Annotated in this window: 15 protein-coding genes; 9 read left to right on the plus strand and 6 right to left on the minus strand. The window is 65.6% G+C overall.

The genetic code is table 11. From position 1 onward, the window contains the following. Positions 1 to 513 precede the first annotated feature (513 nt). From NH396_RS09130 to NH396_RS09160, 7 genes are all read left to right on the plus strand, one after another. Positions 514 to 1851: an MFS transporter gene (locus NH396_RS09130; RefSeq protein ID WP_176676145.1), complete on the plus strand. Its 1338-nt coding sequence runs from the start codon at positions 514 to 516 to the stop codon at positions 1849 to 1851. A 205-nt stretch (positions 1852 to 2056) separates the two neighbouring features. After that, a complete protein-coding gene (locus tag NH396_RS09135; RefSeq protein ID WP_176676146.1) occupies positions 2057 to 6115 on the plus strand; it encodes an exodeoxyribonuclease V subunit gamma in 4059 nt (1352 codons plus the stop codon). Beyond that, positions 6112 to 10344 carry a UvrD-helicase domain-containing protein gene (locus tag NH396_RS09140; RefSeq protein ID WP_253063124.1) on the plus strand — a complete coding sequence of 1411 codons (4233 nt, stop codon included), beginning with the start codon at positions 6112 to 6114 and terminating at the stop codon, positions 10342 to 10344. Before NH396_RS09135 ends, NH396_RS09140 begins: the two co-directional genes overlap by 4 nt. Then, positions 10337 to 12478 (plus strand): exodeoxyribonuclease V subunit alpha, encoded by a 2142-nt coding sequence (recD, locus tag NH396_RS09145; protein WP_176676148.1) that lies wholly within the window; start codon positions 10337 to 10339, stop codon positions 12476 to 12478. Before NH396_RS09140 ends, recD begins: the two co-directional genes overlap by 8 nt. Before the next feature lie 112 nt (positions 12479 to 12590). Next, positions 12591 to 13781, plus strand: coding sequence for a nitric oxide-sensing protein NosP (gene nosP, locus NH396_RS09150; RefSeq protein WP_176678247.1), 1191 nt, complete (start codon positions 12591 to 12593; stop codon positions 13779 to 13781). Next, positions 13771 to 15216: a hybrid sensor histidine kinase/response regulator gene (locus tag NH396_RS09155; RefSeq protein ID WP_253063126.1), complete on the plus strand. Its 1446-nt coding sequence runs from the start codon at positions 13771 to 13773 to the stop codon at positions 15214 to 15216. Before nosP ends, NH396_RS09155 begins: the two co-directional genes overlap by 11 nt. A gap of 295 nt (positions 15217 to 15511) precedes the next feature. Further along, a complete protein-coding gene (locus NH396_RS09160; RefSeq protein WP_176676150.1) occupies positions 15512 to 16828 on the plus strand; it encodes an Nramp family divalent metal transporter in 1317 nt (438 codons plus the stop codon). A gap of 110 nt (positions 16829 to 16938) precedes the next feature. Here NH396_RS09160 and NH396_RS09165 read toward each other — a convergent pair whose 3' ends face one another. Further along, positions 16939 to 17745 carry a response regulator transcription factor gene (locus NH396_RS09165; RefSeq protein WP_176676151.1) on the minus strand — a complete coding sequence of 269 codons (807 nt, stop codon included), beginning with the start codon at positions 17743 to 17745 and terminating at the stop codon, positions 16939 to 16941. Between the two features lie 338 nt (positions 17746 to 18083). Between NH396_RS09165 and NH396_RS09170 the strand changes: the two genes are divergently transcribed. Continuing rightward, entirely contained in the window at positions 18084 to 19604 is a 1521-nt protein-coding gene (locus NH396_RS09170; RefSeq protein ID WP_176676152.1) for an aldehyde dehydrogenase family protein, read from the plus strand. A gap of 131 nt (positions 19605 to 19735) precedes the next feature. Here the strand turns inward: NH396_RS09170 and NH396_RS09175 are convergent, their stop codons facing one another. The 4 genes from NH396_RS09175 to NH396_RS09190 all read right to left on the minus strand — a co-directional run bounded on the left by NH396_RS09175 (position 19736) and on the right by NH396_RS09190 (position 22241). Beyond that, entirely contained in the window at positions 19736 to 20227 is a 492-nt protein-coding gene (locus NH396_RS09175) for a pyridoxamine 5'-phosphate oxidase family protein (protein WP_176676153.1), read from the minus strand. 161 nt (positions 20228 to 20388) lie between these two features. Continuing rightward, positions 20389 to 20880 (minus strand): CreA family protein, encoded by a 492-nt coding sequence (locus NH396_RS09180; RefSeq protein ID WP_176676154.1) that lies wholly within the window; start codon positions 20878 to 20880, stop codon positions 20389 to 20391. A gap of 121 nt (positions 20881 to 21001) precedes the next feature. Beyond that, the gene (locus tag NH396_RS09185) at positions 21002 to 21355 is read right to left on the minus strand and encodes a DOPA 4,5-dioxygenase family protein (RefSeq protein ID WP_176676155.1); all 354 of its coding nucleotides are present in this window, start codon (positions 21353 to 21355) and stop codon (positions 21002 to 21004) included. A gap of 115 nt (positions 21356 to 21470) precedes the next feature. Then, the gene (locus NH396_RS09190) at positions 21471 to 22241 is read right to left on the minus strand and encodes a sulfite exporter TauE/SafE family protein (protein ID WP_253063128.1); all 771 of its coding nucleotides are present in this window, start codon (positions 22239 to 22241) and stop codon (positions 21471 to 21473) included. Between the two features lie 233 nt (positions 22242 to 22474). On the opposite strand from NH396_RS09190, the gene NH396_RS09195 reads away from it, so the two are divergent. Continuing rightward, positions 22475 to 23500: a succinylglutamate desuccinylase/aspartoacylase family protein gene (locus tag NH396_RS09195; protein ID WP_176676157.1), complete on the plus strand. Its 1026-nt coding sequence runs from the start codon at positions 22475 to 22477 to the stop codon at positions 23498 to 23500. Between the two features lie 137 nt (positions 23501 to 23637). Here the strand turns inward: NH396_RS09195 and NH396_RS09200 are convergent, their stop codons facing one another. Further along, complete coding sequence (locus NH396_RS09200; protein ID WP_176676158.1) at positions 23638 to 25035, minus strand: oligopeptide:H+ symporter; 1398 nt, start codon at positions 25033 to 25035, stop codon at positions 23638 to 23640. Positions 25036 to 25445 lie beyond the last annotated feature (410 nt).

Consider the following 25445-nt stretch of genomic DNA (forward strand, 5'->3'; position numbering starts at 1 on the left):
TCCAGGACTCGTGCGTCGCCCGGCAGGGGAGGGAAGGTGACCCACTGCAGGACGCCCATCACATTCCCTCCCTCATTGCTTGAACTAGACAGAAAGACTTCCCCCCCCACCCCGGTTCGCCTTGTCGAGGCACCGGGGTCTTTCATGCCAACTCCTTGCAAGGCCGGCGTGATTTCCCGCAAGCCCCCTGCCAAACAGTGAGCGAACGCTACCCAGCCAAGGTCGCCTTTGCTACTCTGGGCGCGATACATGAAACGCATGACTGCATCGACCTGTATTGTGTTTTGTGCAATGCAGTGATGCGTCGTACGCTGGCAGGATTCCGCATGATCGCCACGCCTCCGGGGCAACCCCGGTGCTTTCAGTCATCATCAGCACGACTTCCGCTCCGTGATCGATGATGTCTCTCGACCGGATGATGTCTCTCCGACTGAAAGCCTCCAAGACAAGATGCGCGACGCGTGAATCACCCTTGACCATCGCTGGACACCAGCCCCCGCTAAACAGAGATCCATGAACGATTCCGTCCCCGCAGCGGGCTCCGCCTCCGCTGCTCACGTTTTGCCCAACGAAAATTCGCTCAAGCGTGGTGACATCAAGGTGCTCGGTCTGTCCGCTCTCGGCGGCGCCCTCGAGTTCTATGACTTCGTCATCTTCGTATTCTTCGCCACCGTCGTCGGCCAGCTGTTCTTCCCGCCCGACATTCCCGAGTGGCTGCGTCAGGTGCAGACCTTCGGCATCTTCGCCGCCGGTTATCTGGCGCGCCCGCTGGGTGGCATCATCATGGCTCACTTCGGCGATACGCTGGGCCGCAAGAAGATGTTCACGCTGTCCATCTTCATGATGTCGCTGCCGACCCTGCTGATGGGCATGCTGCCGACCTATGCCGTCATCGGCATGTGGGCGCCGCTGCTGCTGATCATCCTGCGTCTGTTCCAGGGCGCCGCGGTCGGCGGTGAGGTGCCGGGTGCCTGGGTGTTCGTCAGCGAGCACGTCGCACCGCGTCACAATGGCCTGGCCTGCGGCACGCTCTCGATGGGGCTGGTGGGGGGCATCCTGCTCGGCTCGCTGATGGCCAGCGCCATCAACAGTGTCTACACCCCGCAAGAGGTCAGTGATTTCGCCTGGCGGATTCCGTTCATCATCGGCGGCGTGTTCGGGCTGTTCTCGGTCTATCTGCGTCGCTGGTTGCACGAGACGCCGGTATTCGCCGAGATGCAGCAGAAGAAGGCGCTGGCCGCCGAGCTGCCCTTGAAGATGATCCTGCGGGAACAGCGTTCGGCGATTGCCGTGGCGATGGCGGTCACCTGGATTCTGACCGCTGCCATCGTGGTCGTGATCCTGATGACGCCGAGCCTGATCGCAGGCCTCGAGGGCCTGAGCCGCGCCGCGGCCTTCTCCGCCAACAGTCTGGCGATCGTGGCGGTATGCATCGGTTGCATCGCCTCCGGTTACATGGTCGATCGCATCGGCGCCGGCGTCACCCTGGTGCTGTGGAGCGCCTTGCTGGGCATCACCTACTGGGTCTTCCTCGCCACCATGCACTCAGACCCCAGCCTGCTGGTGCCGCTCTACTGCCTGACCGGCTTCAGCGTCGGCATCGTCGGCGCGGTGCCGAGCATCGCGATCCGCGGCTTCCCGCCGGCGGTGCGCTTCACTGGCCTGTCGTTCTCCTACAATGTCGCCTACGCCATCTTCGGTGGCTTCACGCCGATTCTGGTCTCGCTGATGATGACCGTCTCGCCGCTGTCGCCGACCTGGTACGTGGCGGCGCTGTCGCTGATGGGCGTGGTGCTCGGCCTGTGGCTGGCGATCAGCCCGCGCGGCCGCGAACTGATGCGCATCGTCTGATCAGCGTGTCTGCTATCGCAGGATGAGAGGCAGGCCCTTGTGGCCTGCCTCTGCCTGAAAACGCGCATCACCCTCCGGGTGGTGCGCGTTTTTCGTTTGGGCCGGCGCCACGGCGACGCTAGGATAGAACCATTCATTGTCTCTTCCGCGCAGCGGCTTGCCACGGCCACGATGGCCGGGTTGTCACTCCCAGCAGGATGCCCGCATGTTTACCGTTCTTCACGCCAATCACCTCGAGGACCTTCGCGATCTGGCCCTCAAGGTGATCAAGGCCGCGCCTCAGCCTCCGCTGGTGCCGGAAACCTTCCTCGTCCAGTCCAACGGCATGGCCCAGTGGCTGAGATTGTCATTGGCCGAGGCCGATGGCATTGCCGCCTCGGTGGATTTCCCACTGCCCTCGAGCTTCGTGTGGCGTGCCTATCGCGGGGTGTTGGGCAGCGTGCTGGGCGACGAGATTCCGGAGCTGTCGCCCTTCGACAAGGGCCCGCTTGCCTGGCGTCTGCTGCGCCTGCTGCCGGGGCTGCTGGCCGATGAATCCCGGGCCGAATGCTATGCGCCGCTCAGGGATTACCTGTGTCGCGACGAGCGTGGCCAGTTGATCGAGGCGGTCGGTGAGGATGCACTGCCAGCGCTGCCCGAAGGCCCGGAGGCTGAGCGTCAGCAGTGGCAGCTGGCCTGCCAGCTGGCGGACCTGTTCGATCAGTACCTCAACTATCGCCCCGAGTGGGTGCGCAGTTGGGAGAGCGGGCTCGAAGACGACAACTTCCGGGATGCCTTCGCGCGCCAGCAGGCCGCAAGCGAGCTGCCGGCCAATCTGCTGCCCGACAACCTGCCGGACAGCCAGCAGTGGCAGCCGGCATTGTGGCGCGCGGTGCTGGCCGATGCGCCCTCCAGCAGCCGCCAGCATCACCGCGCCGCCCTGCATGGTCGCTTCGTCGCGGCGGCGCGCGCGCTGGAGACACTGCCCTCGACCCGTCGTCATCCGCTGCCGCCACGCCTGTTCGTGTTCGGAATCTCGGCGTTGCCGGGCCAGACACTGGATGCGCTGCATGCGCTGTCCGGGGTGATGGACATCTACCTGATGATCACCAATCCCTGCCGCCATTACTGGGGTGATATCGTCTCCGACCGCGAAGCCGTGCGGCGCAGTTCGCGAGCAGACAGCCAGCGCATGGACAGCGAGCGCCTCGCGCAACAGCGTGCCCGTCACCCCGAGGCGCCGGCGCTGATCGGGCTGGCGGAGGAGGAGTTGCACCTCAAGGCCAACCCGCTGCTGGCAGGGCTTGGCGCACAGGGGCGTGACTTCATCGTCAGCCTGTATGAATTCGAGAGTGCGCTGTCGGGGCGCGACAGCGGCTTCGATCTCGAGCTGGACGTCTTCGTGCCGCGCATCAGCGAGGACACGCCACCCGAGCAGGCACCGCTGCTGCTGCAGATCCAGGACGAGATCCTCGAGCTGGTCCATCCCGGCGAGCGTGCGCTGGCCGAGGGCAGTCCGCGGGCACTTGCGGCCGATGACGATTCCATCAGCCTGGTCAGCGCCCACTCGGCGCTGCGCGAGGTCGAGATTCTCCACGACCGTCTGCTGGCGGCCTTCGAGCGGGCCCATGACGCCGAGAAACGTGGCGAGGGCGAGCCGCTGCGGCCGCGCGACATCCTGGTGATGGTGCCGGATATCGACCGATATGCTCCCTATATCGAGGCGGTGTTCGGTCAGCTGCCGCCGGGCAATCCGCGCCATATTCCCTTCACCATCGCCGACCGTGTGGCCAGTCAGGCCAATCCGCTGCTCGGGCTGGTGCTGATGCTGCTGGAACTGCCGGAGCGCCGCCTCGGGGTCAGCGAGGTACTCGATGCGCTGGATGTCGCCGCCTTCCGACGTCGTTTCGCCATCGAGGAGGGTGAGCTCGAGCGTCTGCGGCGCTGGCTGGCCGACAGCGGCGTGCGCTGGGGGCTCTCCGGTGAGCATCGGGAGCAGCTCGGCTTCATGCCCCTCGATGAGAACAGCTGGCGCTTCGGGCTCGAGCGCATGCTGCTGGGCTACGCCACCGGGGCCCCGGCGGCCGGATCCCCGGCGGCCGGCGATCCGGCGCAGGGGGGACTTGGGGATGGGCAGAATGGCGTTCCGATTGACGACATGATGGACGGCCTTGTCGACATGAACGGCCTGAGTTTCGATGGCGTGGTGCCCTTCGATGAAGTGGCCGGTCTCGAGGCCGAGCTGGCAGGCAAGGTCGGCGAGCTGATCGAGAGTCTGGATCGCTGGCGCCGCTGGCTGGATACCTCGCGCACGCCAGCGGATTGGGCCACCACGCTGCAGCGGCTGTGGGAGGAGAGCCTCAGCCCGGACAGCGCCGAGGAATTCGACATTCTGGCGCGCCTGCAGGCGGCGCTGTCACGCCTCGACAAGGGCTGGCAGCAGGCCGGTTTCGAGGGCTGCCTGTCGCTCAAGGTGGTACGCGAGGCACTGCGCGGCGAGCTGGACAGCGGCGGTCTCGCTCAGCGCTTCCTCGCCGGGCGCGTCAACTTCGCCACCCTGATGCCGATGCGTGCGATTCCCTTCCGCGAAGTGCACCTGCTGGGCATGAACGATGGCGACTACCCGCGGGTGCGCATGCCGCAGGATTTCGACCTGATGGCCAGCCGCCCGCAGGCGGGGGACCGCTCGCGGCGCGACGATGATCGCTACCTGTTCCTTGAGGCGCTGCTGGCGGCGCGGGATCGCCTGTCGATCTCGTGGGTCGGCCGCGACCAGCGCGACAATGGCGAGCGGCCGCCCTCGGTGCTGGTCGGCGAATTGCTCGACTACATCGAACTGGGCTGGGAGCCCGAGCAGCTGCACTCCGCCAAGCGCTCGCGGGAGGCGGCACTGCGTGAACGCCTGATCACCGAACACCCGCTGCAGCCGTTCTCGCGGCGCTATTTCCATGCCTGCCAGGCGGCGGTCGTCGATCTGTTCAGCTATGACGCCAGCTGGTCGAGCCTGTATCGCGCGACAGATCAGGCTCAAGTGACTGAAAAAGATCCGGAAAAGCCAAGCGAGGCCAAGGCGGGTTCGGCGACAACGACTGCCTTGAAGCAGCTGGTGGAGCAGGCGCCGGAGTCCCACCTGCGCCTCGGTGCCGATTCGCTGGCGCGCTTCCTGCGCCGCCCCTGGCAGCTGGGGCTGGACCGCGTCGGCGTGCGCTTCCGCGATGCCGAGGTGCCGGATGAAGACAACGAACCTTTCGCCCCCGACGGTCTGGAGAACTTCACCCTGACCCGCGAGTTGCTGGACGCCGCGCTTGCCGGGCAGTCATTGCCGCTGGCCGCCGAACGTCTGCGCCGGGCCGGGCGGCTGCCGGCGCTGGGCTTTGCCGATGCCTTGATCGAACCGCGTCTCAAGCGCCTCGATCAGCAGTTGGCCAGCTGGCGTGACCAGCTCAGCGATGCCATCTCGCTGCCGCCGCGCACCCTCGAGGTACCGCTGATCATGCAGGATGAGGGCGGCGAGATGCTGCGCGTGACCCTCACCACGCGTCTGATCAGCCGTCAGCAGCTGCGCGATGACGCCGAGGGCGAGAGCCGCCTGCTGGCCACGCTGGAGGCGACCCACTTCGGCACCCTTAAGCCCGGCAAGGAAGGGCGCTACAAGAAGCTTGGCAAGCCGCATCGTCTGCTGGCCGGCTACCTCGAGTGGCTGATGGCCAATGCGCGCCCCGGCCTCGGGGAGCTGGCGGGTAATCAGGGCGCAAGCCGTGAAGGCTATCAGTGGCTTGCGGTGTTCGAGGACCGCTGGCTGCTGTTCCCCGCGCTGCGCATCGAGCAGGCCGAGGCCGCGCTGCGCCATCTCGTCAAGGCCTATGCCCAGGGCTGGCAGGCGCCGCTGGCGGCCGCCCTGGAACTGGCGACCACCCTCTGGGAGGTGGTCGGCGAGGAGGATCGCAATGCCCTGTTCGGTGCGCTCAAGGCGCAGGCCGCTGACGGCAGCGCAAATCTTGAGACGGCGCTGGCCGCCATTCACAAGTCCTGGCTTGCCGACAGTCTGATGCGCGCCATGGAAACCCGCTTCAGCGAAGACATCTTCAAGGGCCCCCAGGCGCTCAGGCGTCAGGAAGGTGCACTGGGCGAGCTGTGGCCGGAGTTCGAGGCCTTTGCACAGGCCGGCGGCGTGCTCAACAGCGTGCAGCTCTACCAGCCACTGATCGAGAGCATGATCGGCGTGCGGCAGGGCATACTCGGCGAACGCGCGGTGGAGCTTGCCACCGGGAAGGCGGCGTCATGAGCGATACCAGAGTGGAAGGCATGCGCGGTGTGCAGAGCGTCATGGCTCGGGACAAGGAAGCGGCAATGTGTGACGAGATGGATCAGAGCCAGCAGGGTCAGGCCCTCGATATTCCGACGCTGCCCCTGCTCGGTCAGCATCTGATCGAGGCGAGTGCCGGCACCGGCAAGACCTTCACCCTCGCCGCGCTCTACGTGCGGCTGGTGCTCGGGCCCTTGCCCGGCCAGGACGCGGGCGTCTGCTATCCGCGCCCGCTGACGCCGCCAGAGATTCTGGTGGTGACCTTCACTGAAGCCGCCACCGCCGAGCTTAGAGACCGCATTCGGGCGCGCCTCAAGCAGGCACGAGAGGCGCTGCTGGAGCGTGCCAGTCCTGATCCGGTGCTGGCCGAGTTGCTCGCGCCGCTGCTGACATCCTCATCTGCCGAGGACGCATCGCGTCTCAAGGCCGCGGCGGCACGGCGCCTCGATCAGGCCGCGCGCCTGATGGATGACGCCGCCATCTTTACCATCCATGGCTTCTGCCAGCGCATGCTCAGCCGGCATGCCTTCGATGCCGGTGGACGCTTCGGCGCCGAGCTATTGCAGGACGGCCAGTCGCTGCTGGCGCGCTGCGTCGAGGATTACTGGCGCTGCGAGTTCTATCCGCTGGCCCGCGAGTGGCAGGCCTTGATCCGTGGCCGCTGGGCCGGCCCCGACGCCTTGGGAGAGGAGCTGCGCGGCCTGCTGCGGGATGGCACGCCACGCCCGCTGTACCGCGACGGCGAATGTCTTGAGGCCCCGCATGACCTGAGCGAGCTGCTCGGCAATGCCGAACAGTGGCGTCAGCAGCAGGAGGCCGCCCGTCGCGCCGTCGAGGAAAGCTTCGATGAGCCGGCCATCCGCGCGGTAATGGGCGAGGCCTTCGCCAGCAAGGCGCTCAACGGCAACAGCTACAAGGAGGCCGAACTCGAGCCCCGTCTGGCGGCGACGGCCGCCTGGCTGGCCAGCGGCGAGCACGACTTCGCCGCCGACATGCTCGACAGCAAGAAGCTGTGCTGGCTGAGTCAGGCCAAGCTCGAGAAGGGCACCAAGAAGAACTGCCAGACGCCGCGTCATCCCTTCTTCGCGGCGCTGGACATGCTGGCCGAGGTGCCCGCCCCGGACGCCGTACTGTTGGATCAGGTCGCCGTGCATGCGCGTGACAGCGTCGCCCGTGCCCTGATCTGCGAGAAGCGCCGCCTCGGGCTGTGGGAATTCTCGGACCTGCTCAATGATCTCGATCACGCGCTGGACCCGTCGCTCAATGGCGAGGCCAGCCAGCGTCTGGCGCGCCAGATCCGTCAGGAACTGCCGGTGGCGATGATCGATGAATTCCAGGACACCGACCCGGTCCAGTACCGCATCTTCCGGCGCATCTATCCGCAGACGGCGGGCGATGGCCCGACCGACAACGATGCCTTCAGCAGTGATGTCGGCAACGATGCTGGCGAGGCGTCCAGCACGCTGTTGATGATCGGTGACCCCAAGCAGGCCATCTATGCCTTCCGCGGCGCCGATATCGACACCTATCTGGCGGCGCGCAAGGTCACCCCCTCGCGCTTCACCCTGCCGCGCAACTTCCGCTCCAGCGCCGCGATGGTGTCCGCGGTGAATGCCCTGTTCGCCCAGCATCCCGCGCCCTTCGGCAGTGAGGACATTCCCTTCCAGCCGGTCGAGGCCCAGGGCACGCGCACCCGGCTGGTACTGCGTCATCCGGATGGCCGCGAAAAGGCCGCCTGCGCGCTGAACCTGTGGTGGGCCAGCGGTGAGCGTCTGAGCGCCGATGACCACCGCCGCGTCATGAGTGAGGCCTGTCGCGCCCAGATCCAGGCCCTGCTGGAAGGACAGCAGCGTCTGGCGGCGGGCAAGCCGGGGCTGGTGTTCATGGATGCAGGGGATGCGACGCCACGTGGCGTAGCTGCCAGCGATATCGCCGTGCTGGTGCGCAACGGTCGCGAGGCAGCCGCGGTGCGTGGGGCGCTTGCCGAAGGCGGCATCCGCAGCGTCTATCTGAGCGAGAAGAGCTCGGTGTTCGATACACCGGAGGCCTTCGAGCTGCTGCAGTTGTTCGAGGCCGTGGCCCATCCGCGGGATGACCGTCGCCTGCGCGCGGCGCTGGCGACGCGGCTGCTGGCAGAGGATCTCTCGCTGGTCGAACGCCTCGCGGTGGATGAGCTGGCCTGGGAGCGTGAAGTCGAGCGCTTCGATGGCTATCACCGCGACTGGCAGCGGCGCGGCGTGCTGCCGATGCTGCGCGGCGTGATGCGCGACTTCCGGGTCGGTGAGCGGTTGGCGGCGCGCGCCGGGGGCGAGCGCGCCCTGACGGACGTGCTGCACCTTGGCGAACTGGCCCAGAATGCTGCCCAGCGCCTCGATGGCGAGCAGGCGTTGCTGCGCTGGTGGCATCAGGCGCTGGAATCGGGCCATGAAGCGCTGGACAGCGACAGCCTCAGCCAGCGGCTGGAAAGTGATGAGGGGCTGGTGCGCGTCGTCACCATCCACAAGTCCAAGGGGCTTGAGTATCCCATCGTGCTGCTGCCGTTCATGGCCAGCTTCCGCGCGGCCGAGCCGGACAAGACCTTTGGTCTGCTGAATCTCAAGCAGCGCTGGCTGGCTTCGGCTGACGGGGGAGGCGAGGACCAGGAAGGTGATGACCAAGGAGGTGATGACGAGGAAGTCTCTGCTCGGAGAGCCGATCAGGAGGATGACGCTCTCGATGACAGCATCCTGGTCAAGAAGCCCTCGAAGGAGGCCATCGCGGCGGCCGATCATGCGCGCCTGATGGAAGACGTGCGTCTGCTCTATGTGGCGCTGACGCGTCCCAAGTACGCCTGCTGGCTGGGACTGGCGCCGATCGGCAAGGGCGGTTTCAGCAAGCAGCTGAGTCTGCCGGCGACGGCCATCGGCTATCTGCTCGGCCTGAGCGAAGACCCGAACGTCGAGGCCAGTGGCGTCGAGGCCGCGTTGCACGGCTGGTGTGATCAGCAGCCGAGTGGGCTTGCCAGTGTCGCCGGTCTGCCGGGGATTCCCGGCCACGAGTATCAGCCACCGGCGGAGCGTGACCAGCACTTCCACGGCGCGCGCCACTTCGCGGGCGGCATCGAGGATGACTGGTGGATCGCCTCCTACACCGCCTTGCTCACCGATGCCCGTCAGGTGACGGCGGCGCTGGAAGACACCGCCGATGCCGCGGATGACCGCGTGCCCGAGGGCGCCACCGAGATCGCGCTGGAAGAAGGCGAGCAGGGGCTGACGCGTCCGGACCGCGAGGTGACGGGCCAGTCAGGCCCGCTGCTGGCCGGCGGCCTGCCGATGACGGTGGGCGAGATCCATCTGCATGACTTCCCGCGCGGACCGCGCCCGGGGACCTTCCTGCATGGTCTGCTGGAAGCGGTGGATCTTGATCGCCTCGGCGCGGATGACTATCGCGGCGAGCTTGAGCGGCTGGTGGGCTCGCGGCTGCATTTCGGTGGCTTCGATGCCAGCTGGCAGCCGCGCCTCACCGACTGGCTGGAGCAGGCGCTGACCCGCCCGCTGCAGGGCTTCGAGGGCGAGCCGATTCTGCTCAATCGACTCGAGGCCTGGCAGCCGGAGCTGGAATTCTGGCTGCCCGCTGTCCATGCACGCAGTCTGCCGCTGGATGCCGTGGTCACCGCGCTGGAGCCGTTGCCGCGCTCGCGGCCCAGACTCGCGCCACGCCGCATGCACGGCATGCTCAAGGGCTTCATCGATCTGACCTTCCAGTCCGGCGGACGCTGGTACGTGCTGGACTGGAAATCCAACTATCTGGGCGAGCGCCCCGAGGATTATCTTGGCGAGTCGCTGGCGCGTGCGATGGTCGAGCACCGCTACGACCTGCAATACGTGCTCTACACCCTCGCGCTGCATCGTCTGCTCAAGGCGCGTCTCGGCGACGACTACGATTACGAACGCTGCATGGGCGGGGTGCTGTATGTCTTCCTGCGCGGCCTGGATGCCGGCGGTGATTCACCCGCGCTTGCGGTGGACGCCCAAGGGGAGACGCCCGGCCTGCCCTTTGAAAGGACAGCGACGCCCGGCGTCTTCCAGCGCCGGCCATCACAGGCGCTGATCGAGGCGCTGGATCTCTGGCTGGGTGGCGACAGCTCCGCCCTGGACAGCCTGCTCCTCAACACCACCGACACCACGCCACTCACGCAAAGCGGCCAGCAGGGGGCCTTCGATGTCTGACGTCATGCCCGTGGAAACCCGGCGAAGCGCTGCTTCCTCCGATCAATTGCTCGCCACGCTCGGCCTGTGGGTCGAGCTGGGCTGGCTCAGGCGCGTCGATGCCCATCTGGTGCGCTTCATGGCACGTCATGTGCCGGAGGCCCCGGCCAGCGTGCTGCTGGCGGCTGCGCTGGCCAGCCACCAGCTGGGGCGCGGACATGTGTGCCTGTCGCTGTCGCGGGCGCTGGCCGAACCACGCGCGACCCTGTCGCTGCCACCGCTGGAGCAGTCCGAGGCGCACCTGGCCGAGGTCAGCGTGGCTCTGCCGGAGGCCTTTCTGGCGGATCTCGATGCCACTCGCTGGGCCGAACAGCTGGCGTCATCACGGCTGGTCAGCGTGCTGGCCCAGGCCGATGCCCCGGCGGGCCATCTGTCGCTGCGCCCGCTGGTGCTGGTGGGCGATCGTCTCTATCTGCGCCGGTACTGGCAGGCCGAGCGGGAAGTCGCCGCGGGACTGCGTGCGCGGATGGGCCCGAGCGAGGAGGGAGAGACGCGGGTCAGCGATGCGCTGGGTGAGCGCCTGCGCGAGTTGTTCGCCGGCAATCAGCCGGACCCCCACGGCGAGCCGGACTGGCAGAAGCTGGCCTGCGCCCTGGCGCTGCGTCAGCGCCTGACGGTGATCTCCGGCGGCCCCGGTACCGGCAAGACCACCACCGTCACGCGCCTGTTGGCGCTGTTGCAGGCACAGGCGCTGGCGGGTGGCGCTGACGGTGGCGAGGGCGAGGGCGAGGGCGAGACGCAAGGCGCTGAGACAGGCCATCCCCACGAGCGGCGAGCGCTGGATATCCGCCTGGTCGCCCCGACCGGCAAGGCGGCGGCGCGGCTGTCGGAGTCGATCCGCGGCGCGGTGGCGAAGCTCGAGGTGCCGGACGCGGTTCGCGCCGCCATCCCGCGCGAGGCAAGCACCGTGCACCGCCTGCTGGGCGCGCGTCCGGATTCTCGCCACTTCCGTCATCACGCCGGCAACCCGCTGGCGCTGGATCTGCTGGTGGTGGATGAAGCCTCGATGGTCGATCTCGACCTGATGGCGGCGCTGCTTGGCGCGCTGCCCGCTCACGCCCGCCTGATCCTGCTCGGCGACAAGGACCAGCTGGCCTCGGTGGAGGCCGGCGCCGTGCTGGGCGATCTCTGCGAGCACGCGCTGCCGCCGCGTTACTCACCGGCGCTGTGTGATGACCTCGCCCGTCTGACCGGCGAAACGCTGGAGCAGGCCATCGCCGTGCCTGATGACCAGGACCCGGAGGAGACCTCAGCGACACGCGGCCGACTCGCCGATCACGTGGTGGTGCTGCAGAAGAGCTATCGCTTCTCCGCCGACAGTGGCATCGGCGCCCTGGCACGTGCCAGCAACGCCGGGGATCGTCAGGCGCTGCGCACCGCCTGGAAGACAGGCTACAGCGATATCGCCTGGCTCAAGCTCAGTGGACCGGAAGACCGCGATCTGGAAAGGCTGGTGATCAATGGCTATCGCCCGGCGCTGGAGGCCGTGCGTGAGCGGCGCCCGGCGCGTGAGGTGATCGACCTGCTGCTCGAGTTCCAGCTGCTGTGCGCGCTGCGCCGTGGCCCCTACGGCGTCGATGGCCTCAACCAGCGCGTGGCGCGGGTGCTGATGCGACGTGGACTGATCATTGAGGAGCGCGGCTGGTACGCCGGGCGTCCGGTGATGGTGACGCGCAACGACCGCGCGCTGGGGCTCTACAACGGCGATGTCGGCATCACCCTGCCGGACCCCGCCGCCGGGGGGCGTTTGCGCGTGTTCTTTCCGGTCGAGGAGGAGGCGACGCCAGACACCGAGCGTGATGGGCAGGACACCGACATCCAGCGCTTCCACCGTGGCGTACGCGCGGTATTGCCGTCACGCCTCGAGGCGGTGGAGACGGTCTTCGCGATGACGGTCCACAAGTCGCAGGGTTCCGAGTTCCGCCATGTGGTATTCGTGTTGCCTGAAGGCGCCAACCCGATTCTGACCCGCGAGCTGGTCTACACCGGCATCACGCGGGCCAAATCGCGGGTCACGCTGGCGGGCACCCGCCGTGAGACGCTGGAAGGTGCCATTGAACGACGCGTGGTGAGAGCCAGCGGGCTGGTGCTCTAGGCCGGACGCCGACGGATGATCGTCATCTCCGGCTCCGCCACGCTCGACGGGAGGAGGGGACATGACGGATGTCAGCAGTCACGTGAAGGAAAGGGCGCAGCCACAGAGCGAGATGCATGCCGTGCCGCTGGCCACGGCGGCCAGCCAGCTCAAGGACCCACTGGCCGCGGTGGCTGAGCTTGCCCGAACGTTTGATCTGGCGCTGGGAAGTCGTGAGCGGCTCGGCGGGGTGCTGTTCTTCTGCTCGGCGGATTATCCGCTGGCGGCACTCGGTCAGGCGTTGGCCGCCACCTTCGGCGAGGTACCGGTCAGCGGTTGTACCACCGCCGGCGAGATCACGCCCGAGGGCTATGCGCGCGGCTCCATTACCGCCATCGGCCTGGCGCGCAGTGACTTCGCGCTGGCACAGGTGCTGATCGATGACCTGGACGGCTTCGATCTTCCGCGTGCCCAGGCGCTGAGTGATGGCCTGCTGGCGCGCTGTCGCGAGCAGGCCGTGGCACCGGTGATGGGCAACAGCTTCGCGCTGACGCTGCTCGATGGCCTGTCGAGCAGCGAGGAGCAGGTCCTGGCGACGCTGGATGCGGCGCTGGGCAGCATTCCCGCCTTCGGAGGTTCCGCCGGGGATGACAATCGCCTGTCACATACCTATGTCTACGCCGAGGGCGTCTTCCATGATCAGGCGGCGGTCGTGGTGGTGGTCAACACGCGGCTGCCCTTCGAGGTCATCAGCACCCATCACCTCACGCCGCTGGCCGACAAGCTGGTAGTGACGGCGGTGGAGCGTGATTCACGCCGCGTGTTGGAGCTGAATGCCGTACCCGCCGCCGAGGAGTACGCCCGGCTGGCCGGCGTCGCGCCCGAGGCGCTGGATGAGGTGGTCTTCGCGCGTTGTCCGCTGGCGGTGCGCATCGGCGAGGCGCATTACGTGCGCTCCATCCAGCGCGTGAATGATGATGCCAGCCTGAGTTTCTACTGTGCGGTGGAGATCGGCATCGTGCTCACCGCCATGCAGGCCACGCCGATTCTCGAGCAGCTCGAGCAGTGCCTGAGCGCGGTGGAGTCACGTCTGGGGGCGCCTGCGCTGACCATTGGCTGCGACTGCTTCCTGCGACGCATGGAGATCGAGGCACTGGGGCTGGAGGATGAGGCCTCACGGATGCTCAGGCGGCATCGGGTGATCGGCTTCAATACCTACGGTGAGCAGCACCGCGGCATGCACATCAACCAGACCTTCACCGGCGTGGTGATCGGCCAGCGCCGCTTGGTTGTCGACGGCATGGGAGGAGAGGATGGCGCCTGATACGCCGCTGACAGATTCCCGAAAGGACGCCCTGAGCGCCGAACTCGCCGCCCTCAAGGCGCGCAATCGCCAGCTGGAGAAGATCAATGCCGCACTGATCGAGCGGGTCGAATCCAGCAGTCCTTCACCGAGCGCGCCCTACGCCGCCTTCGAGCATGCGGTACTGCTGGCGGATCAGGTGCGCGAGCGCACCGATGCCCTGCATCGCACCCTCGATGAGCTGGGAGCGCTCAATCGACGCCTCACCGCCGCCAAGGCCGCCGCCGAGGCGGCCAATCACTCCAAGACCCGCTTTCTCGCCGCCATCAGCCATGACCTGCTGCAACCCCTGAATGCCGCCCGGTTGTTCACAAGCACCCTGGAAGAGCAACTGGTGAGGCTGGAGATGAACCAATCCCTGCAGAGCGATGCCACTTCGGGTGACGCTTCGCCCGGCGAGCTGGTGGCGCGGCTGGGGCGCTCGCTGTCAGATGTTGAGAGTCTGCTGGGCACGCTGGTCGATATCTCGCGGCTGGATGCCGGCGTGCTGACGGCGGATGTCGCCGTCTTCCCGGTGCGTGAGCTTCTGGATGTGCTCGCCGAGGAATATCGCCAGCTGGGTGCCGCCCGTGGGCTCAAGCTGCATTACGTGGCCAGTCATCTGAGTATCGAGTCGGACCTGCAATTGCTGGCGCGAGTGGTGCGCAACTTCCTGAGCAATGCGCTGCGCTATGTGCCGGATGGCCGGGCACGCGGGCGGGTGCTGCTGGGGTGTCGGCGTCGCGATGACTGGCTGGAGATCACCGTGGCCGACAACGGCCCCGGCATCGCCGAGCATCAGCGCGAGGTGGTCTTCCAGGAATTCCGACGTCTGGCGCCGCGCCGGGACAACGAGCAGCGCGGCCTCGGGCTGGGGCTGGCGATCGTCAAGCGCATCACCGGCCTGCTGGAGCACCCCCTGTCGCTGACCAGCACGCCGGGGCGCGGCGCCGCCTTCGCGGTGCGCGTGCCGATTCGTCAGCCTGCCAGTGTGGAGGGCTCGGCGGCTGACGCCTCTTCTCCCGGCCAGCCTTGCGCGTCACCGCTCGCGCAGCCGCTACTCGATACCGTTATCTGGGTGGTCGAGGATGATCGAGAGGTATGCGCCGGCATGCAGTCATTGCTCGGGGGCTGGGGCGCGAGTGTTTACTGCGCCGAGGATGCCGAGGTGCTGTTGCAGCAGGCCGTGGCCGCGCCGCAGGTCTTGATCGTCGATCATCAGCTCGGCGAAGGGCAGCCCGATGGCCTCAAGCAGGCGCAACGTCTGCGACAACGCTGGCCGGGCTTGCCGGTGGTGGTGATCAGCGCGGATCACTCGGCACCGCTCAAGGCCAGGGCGCGTGCGCTCGGTTTCGGTTTTCTGCTCAAGCCGGTCAAGCCGCTGCGTCTGCGCCAGTTGCTGGTCAATTGTCGCTAGCCGCTCACGGAAGTGCTGTAAGAAGCGCTGCAAGAGATGCTGTAAAGGGGAAGGGAAGAGAGCGCTGGAAAGAAATTGAGGGGGCACAAGAAGGGGCTGGAAGGGAGCGCTGAGAAAGGCAATGGCAAATAAACGTCCGTCACAGGGCGATTGAAAGTGCCTATCGGATATCACGCTTGTTTTTAATGAGAATCAATGGCGTTTGGGGTGTATGCTTGTCACATAGCCTCCCGCATATTTCCTTATCTGTTCGCGGGTCATTGATCTGGCAGGTTTTCCCCCCATGCTGAATGTCATGTCCGATAAATCCGTACGTCATGCCGCAAGCGTGTCACTGGGCAGCGATGGCGACGCCTCTGCTGCCGGTGGTGCGCGCACAGCTCCCCCTGTCCGTGTCGCTGGCCGCCTGCGCCGCGCCTTGCCATTCCTCGGCCCGGCGATGATCGCTGCCGTCGCCTATATCGACCCGGGCAACTTCGCGACCAATCTCGAGGCCGGTTCCCGTTATGGCTACGCCCTGTTGTGGGTGGTGCTGTGGGCCAATCTGATGGCGATGTTGATCCAGACCCTGTCGGCGCGGCTGGGGCTGGCGACCGGCAAGAATCTGGCCGAGGTCATCCGTGAACGCTTCCCGCGTCCGGTGGTATGGGCCTTCTGGGTGCAGGCGGAGATCGTCGCCATCGCGACCGATCTGGCTGAATTCCTGGGGGCGGCGCTGGCCTTCAATCTGCTGTTCGGGCTCAGCATGCTGGAAGGGGCGCTGCTGACCGGCGCCATCACCTATGCGGTACTGGTGATGCAGCGTTTCGGCTTCCGCATGATGGAAATGATCATCGGCGCGATGATACTGGCGGTCTCGGCGGGCTTCCTGCTCGAGATCATCCTCAGCCGACCGCCGGTGGAGCCGATCATCCATGGCCTGTTGTCCCCGGACTTTCCGGATAGCCACGCCATCTTCCTGGCGGCCGGCATTCTCGGTGCCACCGTGATGCCCCATGTCATCTACCTGCATTCCGCGCTGTCCCAGAATCGCATCCGGGTGCGTGACAGCGGGCAGCGTCGTCGCGTGATGGGCTACTACCGTCTGGATGTCATCCTCGGCATGGCGCTGGCGGGGCTGATCAACATGGCGATGCTGGTGCTGGCCGCCAAGGTCTTCCATGGCAACGGCGAGACCGGCGTGGCCTCCATCACCGAAAGCTACAAGCTGCTGTCACCGCTGATGGGGCAGGATGCGGCGAGTCTCATCTTCGGATTCACGCTGCTGCTGGCGGGGCTGTCCTCCTCCATCGTCGGCACCCTGTCCGGTCAGGTGGTGATGCAGGGCTTCGTCAACTTCCGCATACCGATGTGGCTGCGCCGCGTGATCACCATGGCGCCGGCCATCGCCATCATCCTGATGGAGTTGCCGGAGCAGCAGGTGCTGGTCGCAAGCCAGGTGGTACTCAGCTTCGGGATTCCCTTCGCGCTGGTGCCGCTGTTGATGTTCACCGCCAATCGCCGCCTGATGGGAGACCTGGTCAACCGTCACTGGGTGACGGCCATCGGGGTGCTGGTCGCGGCGATCATCATCCTGCTCAATGGCTATGTGCTGGTCGGCGAGCTGATGTAGGGCCTATGTTCCAGGCTCTATGTCCCAAGCCCTATTTCCCAGTGTCTGTGCCCCTGTGAGAGACAAGAGTCCTGTGGGTAGCAGGCCCATGAAACGCCCCGCGGTGCGCCTCACTCATGAGCGCCTCGGCGGGGCGTTGCGCGTTTCGGCAAGGCCGGGGACGCATCCGTGTCAGACATGGCAGCCAGGGCGTGGCTGGCCAGCAGGATTGCCTGCACCCGGCTGGTGACCTCCAGCTTGTGCAGGATGGCGGACACGTGCGACTTCACCGTGGTTTCCGCCACGCCCAGCTGCCAGGCGATCATCTTGTTGGATTCGCCCAGCACCATGCGCTCCAGCACGCCACGTTGCTTGGTGGTGAGGGTCTGCCAGCGCCGCGCGAATTCCGGCTCGCTGAGGCTCGGCACCAGTTGAGGCGCCGGCGGTGGCAGCGATGTCGATGATGCTGCCGATGTTGATGCTGATGCCGACGGTGCCGAGAGCGAGGCTGGACGTGGCGCAGCGCGCATCAACTGGGCAGGCACGTAGACTTCCCCTGCCAGCATGCGCGCGAGCGCCTCGCGCAATACCTCCGCCGAGCTCGACTTGGAGAGGTAGCCCACCGCGCCGAGTGACAAGGCCTCCAGCACCGTCTCGCGTGCCTCGTGGGCGGAGAGAATCGCCACCGGCAGCCAGTCTGCCTCCTGGCGCAATCGCCTCAGGCCTTCCAGGCCATGGCTGTCGGGCAGGTCGAGATCCAGCAGCAGCAGGTCGAGGCTATCGGCGTGCACATCGATGAGGCTGAGCGTTTCGGCGAGACTGGCGGCCTGCAGCAGCTCGTAGGGCGCCGCCGAGGCGTCAGCGACGCTCAGACTCAGGGTACGACTGATGGCGTCACGGAACAGCGGATGGTCATCCGCGATCAACAGACGGTACATGGAGGCTCCTGGCCGGTAACGGGCGATATCTTGAGCATAACGTCATGGCGTGGTGTCGTGCCTTGCGGCCTTCGCGGTATGGCGGCCTTCGCGGTATGGCGGCGTTCGTGTCTCCTCGCTTTTCTCCTCCCAAGGGATGAGACGGTCTCCACCCATGGGGGCATGTCGGGATCGGCGTGAGTGAACAAGACTGTGAAAGTCGTCTGATCAAGTAGTCATTGATGCAGTCATTGACGGTCAGGTGATGGACAGGAGCGCCACCTCCTGTTCAGGACATCGACAACAACAGGCCGTCGATCACGAGCGCCACTCGTGAATCCGGCCAACAGGAGTTCGCCATGATCTACGCCTCCCCGGGCAGCGCCGATGCGCTGGTCACGTTCAAGGATATCTACGGCAACTATATCGGCGGTCGCTTCGTCGAGCCGGTGAAGGGTGAGTACTTCGACAATGTCAGTCCGGTGACGGGCGAGGCCTTCTGCCGTATTCCGCGCTCCAGCGCGGAGGATATCGATCTCGCGCTGGACGCCGCTCACAAGGCAGCGCCTGCCTGGGGCAAGACCTCGGTGCAGGAGCGCTCCAACATCCTGCTCAGGATCGCCGATCGCATCGAGCAGAACCTCGAGATGCTGGCCGTCGCCGAGACCTGGGACAACGGCAAGGCGGTGCGCGAGACGCTGAACGCCGATATCCCGCTGGCGGCGGACCACTTCCGCTACTTCGCCGGTTGTCTGCGCTCCCAGGAAGGCACCGCGGCGGATATCGATGCCAATACCGTCTCCTATCATTTCCATGAGCCGCTGGGCGTGGTCGGGCAGATCATCCCGTGGAACTTCCCGATCCTGATGGCGGCCTGGAAGCTCGGCCCGGCGCTGGCGGCCGGCAACTGCGTGGTGCTCAAGCCGGCGGAGCAGACCCCGGCCTCGATTCTGGTGCTCGCGGAGCTGGTCGGTGACCTGCTGCCGGCGGGCGTGCTCAACATCGTCAACGGCTACGGGGCCGAGGCCGGCCAGGCGCTGGCCACCAGCAAGCGCATTGCCAAGATCGCCTTCACCGGCTCCACTCCCGTGGGCTCGCACATTCTCAAGTGCGCCGCCGACAGCATCATCCCCTCCACGGTGGAGCTGGGCGGCAAGTCGCCCAACATCTACTTCGCCGACATCATGAATGCCGAACCCGAGTTCATCGACAAGGCCGCCGAAGGCCTGGTACTGGCGTTCTTCAATCAGGGCGAGGTGTGTACCTGCCCGTCACGTGCGCTGATCCAGGAAAGCATCTACGACGACTTCATGGCTCGGGTGATGGAGCGCGTGAAGACCATCAAGCGCGGCAACCCGTTGGACACCGACGTGCAGGTCGGCGCCCAGGCCTCCCGCGAGCAGTTCGACAAGATCATGTCCTACATGGATGTCGCCCGCGAGGAAGGTGCCGAGGTGCTCACCGGTGGCAGCAGCGAGCAGCTGGAGAACGAGCTGGCCAACGGCTATTACATCCAGCCGACCCTGCTCAAGGGCAACAACTCGATGCGTGTCTTCCAGGAGGAGATCTTCGGGCCGGTGGTGGCCGTCACCACCTTCCGTGACGAGGCCGAGGCGTTGGCCATCGCCAATGACACCGAATTCGGTCTCGGCGCCGGCGTCTGGAGTCGCGACATGAACGTCGCCTTCCGCATGGGGCGTGGCATCCAGGCCGGCCGCGTATGGACCAACTGCTACCACCAGTATCCCGCCCATGCCGCCTTCGGTGGCTACAAGAAATCCGGTGTCGGTCGCGAGACCCACAAGATGGCACTGGAGCACTACCAGCAGACCAAGAACCTGCTGGTCAGCTACGACATCAATCCGCTCGGTTTCTTCTAGACTCCAGGTTCCAAGTTCCGGGTTCCAGGCTCGAATGCCAGACACGACAACGCCAGCCCTCGGGCTGGCGTTGTCGTGTCTGGCGTGTGCGTGACGGGGCAAGCGGGCGTTTTACCGAAATCGGCTCTTGCTCACAGCGTGCCGAATTTCTCGTTCTCGCCCATGTCCGGGGTGTGGTCCTTGTCGAGGTTGGCGCGGGCGATCTCGTAGAGTTGGTAGGCCTTGCTTTCCTTGGCCTTCCAGTACTCGCCGGACTGTACCTTGACCTCCAGCAGGGTGACATCGGGGTCATCCTTGCCTTCCGGGAACCAGGCGGCCACGAACGGGTTCCAGAACTTGTCGATCAGGTCCTGATCACGCTTGAGGTTGGCATGGCCGTTGAGCGAGACGTAGACGCCATCATCCTGATCGGAAAAGCTCAGGCAGACCTCGCTGTCCTTGCTGGCCTCGAAGACCTTCTCGGCGCTGGCACGGGTGAAGAACCACAGGGTGCCGTCGTAGTCATCCTGCACCAGATGCATCGGGCGGGCATGGGGCAGGCCGTCGCCCTGCGTCACCAACATGCCGACCTTCACGTCCTTGATCAGCTTCCAGATCTTCTGCTTGTGCTCCGGGCTCGACATCGTCTGTCACTCCTTTGCGTCATGCGAATGAAAATCCGGCTGGCTAGCCGTTGCACAAGACCTTGGAGCGACACCCCACAACTTCAAGGGATGATGGTGAAGCTTTCGCTTGATGAGTCAGCACTTGATCAATCGGCGCTTGATTCAGGCGTCGAGGTGACTCACTGCGCTGCCGGTGCCTGCCAGGCGTCGCTGCCCCATAGCGGCACGCTGCTCAACGCGTGCTTGAAGCTGCCACTGGTTTCCTTGGTGCTGTAGGCGATGTAGAGCAGGCTCTGTGAGTCGCGGTCCAGGATACGGCGAATCTTGAGGCTCTTGAGCAGCACGCTCTTGGACTTGCGATAGACCTCCTCGCCACTCTTGGAGGTGTCGATGTCGGCGATCATCGCCGGGGTGATCGGGCCGGTCTGACGGCAGGCGATGCTCATGTCGGAAGGGTCGGAGAAGTCGAGGTCCGCCTCGATGTTGCTCAGGTGGCAGGTCACGCCTGGCACCTTGGGGTCGATCAGGCTCTCGATCTTGATGTCCTTGGTGGTGAACAGGCCCAGCGAGACATCGCCGACCTCGTTGTCATCACAGCCGGCCAGCAGCAGGCCCGAGGCGATCACTCCGAGCAGGGCAGTACGCGAGGTAAAGCGACGCAGTCGTGTCATGGGGTCATCCTTGAGTCAGTGGGTAAGGCGAAGGGACAAGGCAAAGAGGCAAGGCGATGGTAGCGTGTCAGGCCCGCCGCGGGCATCAAGCAACGTCGTGGCATTGCTGCGTCGTGCGGTCTCACTGGCTGGTGAAGGCGGCGAGATTCAGCGCATGCGAGTTGCCCAGCCACATCACGCCCTGGGTGTGATCGAAGAGGTCATCGTCGGTGCCGACGTGCACGAAGATGTCCAGCGAACCACGGTTGAGTGCCAGCCACGGGATGATGCGGCCGAATTCTTCCGGGGCAAATGACAGCTGACAGCTCCATAGCGGATGCGGGCCTACCGGCTGCTGGTGAAAGCGGCCGACGCGCAGCGGGAACTGCTGCTCGGCGCGTGCCGCCAGCTCGCGAGCGGCGGCCAGGCCCTGCTCATCGGTGTAGTAGAGATGTGCATGGTAGTAGCTGATGCGGCTTGTCATGGAGTCGCTCATGGCGTTGTCTCGATCGTTCTCATGGGGCATTCCGGTACTCGGCCTCAAGGGCCGTACCGGGAGTTTTCAAAGGCTGGCGGCAATGGTCGTCAGGGCGTGATGGGCCTTGCGGCCCTCAGCCCCAGGCCCTGTAGATCAGCTGCACGCCCACCAGCGCCATCGCGATGATGATCAGGCGGAAGAACAGCGTCTCGTTGACGCGGGATTGCAGCCACAGGCCGCTTCTGACGCCCGCCCAGGCCACCGGTACCAGCAGCAGCGAGGTGGAGAGGCTGGTGAGGTTGATCTCGCCCAGCGCCACGTAGGGGCCCAGTTTCATCAGGTTCATGCCAGCGAAGATGATCACCGTGGTGGCGATGAAGGTTTCCTTGGGATGCTGGCGCGGAATCATGTACAGGTTGTAAGGCGGCGCGCCGGCGTGGGCGAAGAAGCTGGTGAAGCCCGCCGTCGCACCTGCAGGCACCGCCAGCCAGCGCGGCAGCGGTTTCCTGGCAGTGGGCTTGAACAGCATATAGGCGGCGAACAGCAGCGAGATGACACCCAGCAGGCCGCGAATCATGTTCTCGTCCAGCTCGTCGAACAGCACCACGCCCACCGCGATGCCGATGGCGGCGCTGGGCAGGATGATGCGCACCTCCGACCACAGCTGCTTGCCCCACCAGGCGCGGGAGCTCAGGAAGTCCATCACCAGCAACAGCGGCAGCAGGATGCCGGCGGCTTCCAGCGGCCCGATGGCCAGCGCCATCAGCGGCACCGAGAGCGAGCCGAAGCCACCGGCGAAGCCGCCCTTGGAGATACCGGTCAGGTAGGTCGAGAAGATGATCGCGCTCCAGGCCAGCGCAGAGTAATCGGGCAGTGTCAGCAGGGCATCGAGAGAATCGGTCACGGGCATCTCATGTCGAGAGGGCGGGCAAGGTGAGTCGTGAAGGCCCATTGTTGAACAATTCTGCCCGCGCTTCATCCCGATACGCTGCAATGAAGTCTTTCCCTTGGCGCACCAATGCGCTAAAAGGCGCATGTCGCACAGTGTTTTCTTTCGAGACACTGAGCGAATAGCCTGATCTGTCGGGCATGTCGCAATGCCTGTCGCTCGTTGGTCGAACAATCTCTGAGGTGGCGATGTCACGCGCTCCATTTGAAATCAGCGGTACCCGCATCGCGCCGGGAACGCGGGCCCAGGTCGATGTGCCTGTCGCCAAGCTCTACACCCATGCGCCGCTGCACATCCCCGTCGAGGTGGTGCATGGTCGCCAGTCCGGCCCGGTGTTGCTGGTATGTGGTGCCATCCACGGTGACGAGATCAACGGCGTCGAGATCGTGCGGCGGCTGCTCAAGAGTTCCAGCCTTGCACGGCTGCGCGGCACCCTGATCGCGGTACCCATCGTCAACGTCTTCGGTTTCGTGCAGCACACGCGCTACCTGCCGGACCGCCGCGACCTCAACCGCTGCTTCCCGGGCAGCGAGAGCGGCTCGCTGGGCTCGCGGGTGGCGGCGCTGTTCCGTGAGGAGATCGCCGATCAGGCTACCCACATCATCGACCTGCACACCGGCGCGATCCACCGCACCAACCTGCCGCAGATCCGCGCCACCATGACGGGCAGTGATGCCACGCGTCAGATGGCGGATGCCTTCGGCGCACCGGTGCTGCTGAATGCCGAGCTGCGCGAGGGCAGTCTGCGTGCCTATGCCAGCGAGCGCGGCGTGCCGGTCATCACCTATGAGGCCGGTGAGGCACTGCGCTTCGATGAGTGGGCGATTCGCCCGGGCGTCAGCGGCGTGAAGCGCGTGATGCGCTCCATCGGCATGCTGGCCAAGGACCGCGACCGCAAGCCCAGCTCGCGTGCGGTGGAGATGTCCAACGGCTCCAGCTGGGCGCGGGCCTCCATCGATGGCATCGTCCAGAGCCGCGTGGGCCTGGGGGACCGCGTCGAGAAGCATCAGGTGCTGGGCATCGTCGCCGACCCCTTCGGAAACAGCGAAAGCGAGGTGCTATCACCCGCCGACGGCATCATCATCGGCATGGCCAATCTACCGCTGGCCAACGAGGGCGAGGCGCTCTATCACGTGGCGCGCTTCCATGCGATCGACGATGCCGAGAGCGCCGTCGACAACTTCCAGCAGCTGTTCGTGCCGGACTCCATCTAGGCGTCTCGTTTCACTTCAGGCCCCCTCATGGTCCTGGTTGCCGGCAGTGACAACGCAAACGCCCCGCTCGATGAGCGGGGCGTTTGCGTTGCAGCAGTCTGTGATGTCGTCGCAGCAAGATGACGACGAGTACGAGATCAGCCGTGACTGCTCTGGGTCTCGAACGGGCCGTCATGACGCGCTTCCGCGCCGTGCATCCAGTCCACCAGCTTGCCGGCGAATACCAGCAACAGCAGGCCGCCGAGTACGCCGGTGATGGCGATGCCGCCGAACACGCTCATGGCACCGGCTTCGCCGACCAGCGAGCCGATCATTCCGGCCAGGTAGTTGGCCAGTGCCACGAAGGCGAACCAGGCGCCCATCATCAGCGCACCCATGCGCACCGGTGACAGCTTGGTGACCATCGACAGCCCCACCGGCGACAGGCACAGCTCGCCGAGGGTGTGGAAGAAGAAGGCGCCGACCAGCCAGATCATCGAGGCGCTGCCTGCGGCTTTCTGCTCCAGCACCGCGCCGATCATGCACACGAAGCCGATGCCGAGGGCGATCAGGCCGAAGGCGAACTTGACCGGCGAGCTGGGCTCGCGGTTGTCCATGCGGGTCCACAGACCCGCCAGCAGCGGCGAGAGCAGGATGATGAACAGCGGGTTGAGCGACTGGAACCAGGCCGCCGGCACTTCAAAGCCCATCAGCATGCGGTCGGTGTAGTCCTGCGCATACAGCGCCATCAGGCCGCCGCCCTGTTCGAAACCGGCCCAGAACAGGATGGTGAACAGGCCCAGCACCAGAATGACCTTGATGCGGTCACGCTCTTCGCGGCTCAGCGGCGTCTTGCGCTCGTGGCTCTTGTTCAGGCGTGCCTCGCGGCGGGCGCTGGGCTCCATCCCGAGATCCCCCAGATGGCGCGGCGCGAAGATGAGCTGGATGACGACTGCCAGCAGCATGCCGATACCGGCCACCAAGAAGCCGGCATTCCAGCCATAGCCTTCGGCCATGGAGCCCGCGACGATACCCGACAGCAGCGCACCGATGTTGATGCCCATATAGAAGATGGTGAAGGCACCATCACGGCGGTGATCGCCCTGCTGGTAGAGGTCGCCGACCATCGTGGAGATGTTGGGCTTGAACAGGCCGTTGCCGATGATCAGCAGGCCAAGGCCGACATACAGCAGCATCTCGGCATCGAGCCCGCTCATGGCCGGCGGCACGGCGAGCACGAACTGTCCGGCCGCCATGATCAGCCCGCCGATCAGGATCGCACGGCGTGCGCCCAGCCAGTTGTCGGCCAGGGCGCCGCCGAACATCGGCGTGATGTACACCAGGCCCGTGAAGATGCCATACAGCTGCAGGGCATCGCCCTGACTCCAGCCCAGACCGCCACTGGTGACGGCATCGGTGAGATAGAGCACCAGCAGGGCGCGCATGGCGTAATAGGAGAAGCGTTCCCACAGTTCGGTGGAGAACAGCAGATAGAGTCCGGCCGGATGCCCGAACAGCTCACGGCCGTTGGCTCCGGAGGAGGAGGATGTGGACATGGAACCTCGAAGGAAGTGTCAGCAGAAGCAGCGCAGCCCGGAGGACGGGACTGCATGGACCGGCCCACAGGTCGCAGAGGAGGACTGTGGAGGAATCGCCGATGACGGAGCAGTTGTGTGGCTGACGTCACTCGCGCAGGGCGTAACGATGTCGAGACCTGTTGTTGTCCGTATGGTCAATCATTTTGCGTGAGATGTCTTTGTCAGACAATCAAACGAAAGTCATGTATGTCATTGGTATTCAAAGAGTTATTAGCTTAGATGGCGACGCAGGGTTGCGTCGGATGTCACGTCTGCCCGTGCCGCGTCGCCACTTCCTGACTGCCAAGACGACGACACCCGGCGTGAGGGCCAGGTGTCGGGGACTGACTTTTGACAGCGCTGCTCTCAAGAGAGGGCAGAAGAGAGAG

Source organism: Cobetia sp. Dlab-2-AX, from assembly GCF_024124625.1.
Classification (GTDB): domain Bacteria; phylum Pseudomonadota; class Gammaproteobacteria; order Pseudomonadales; family Halomonadaceae; genus Cobetia.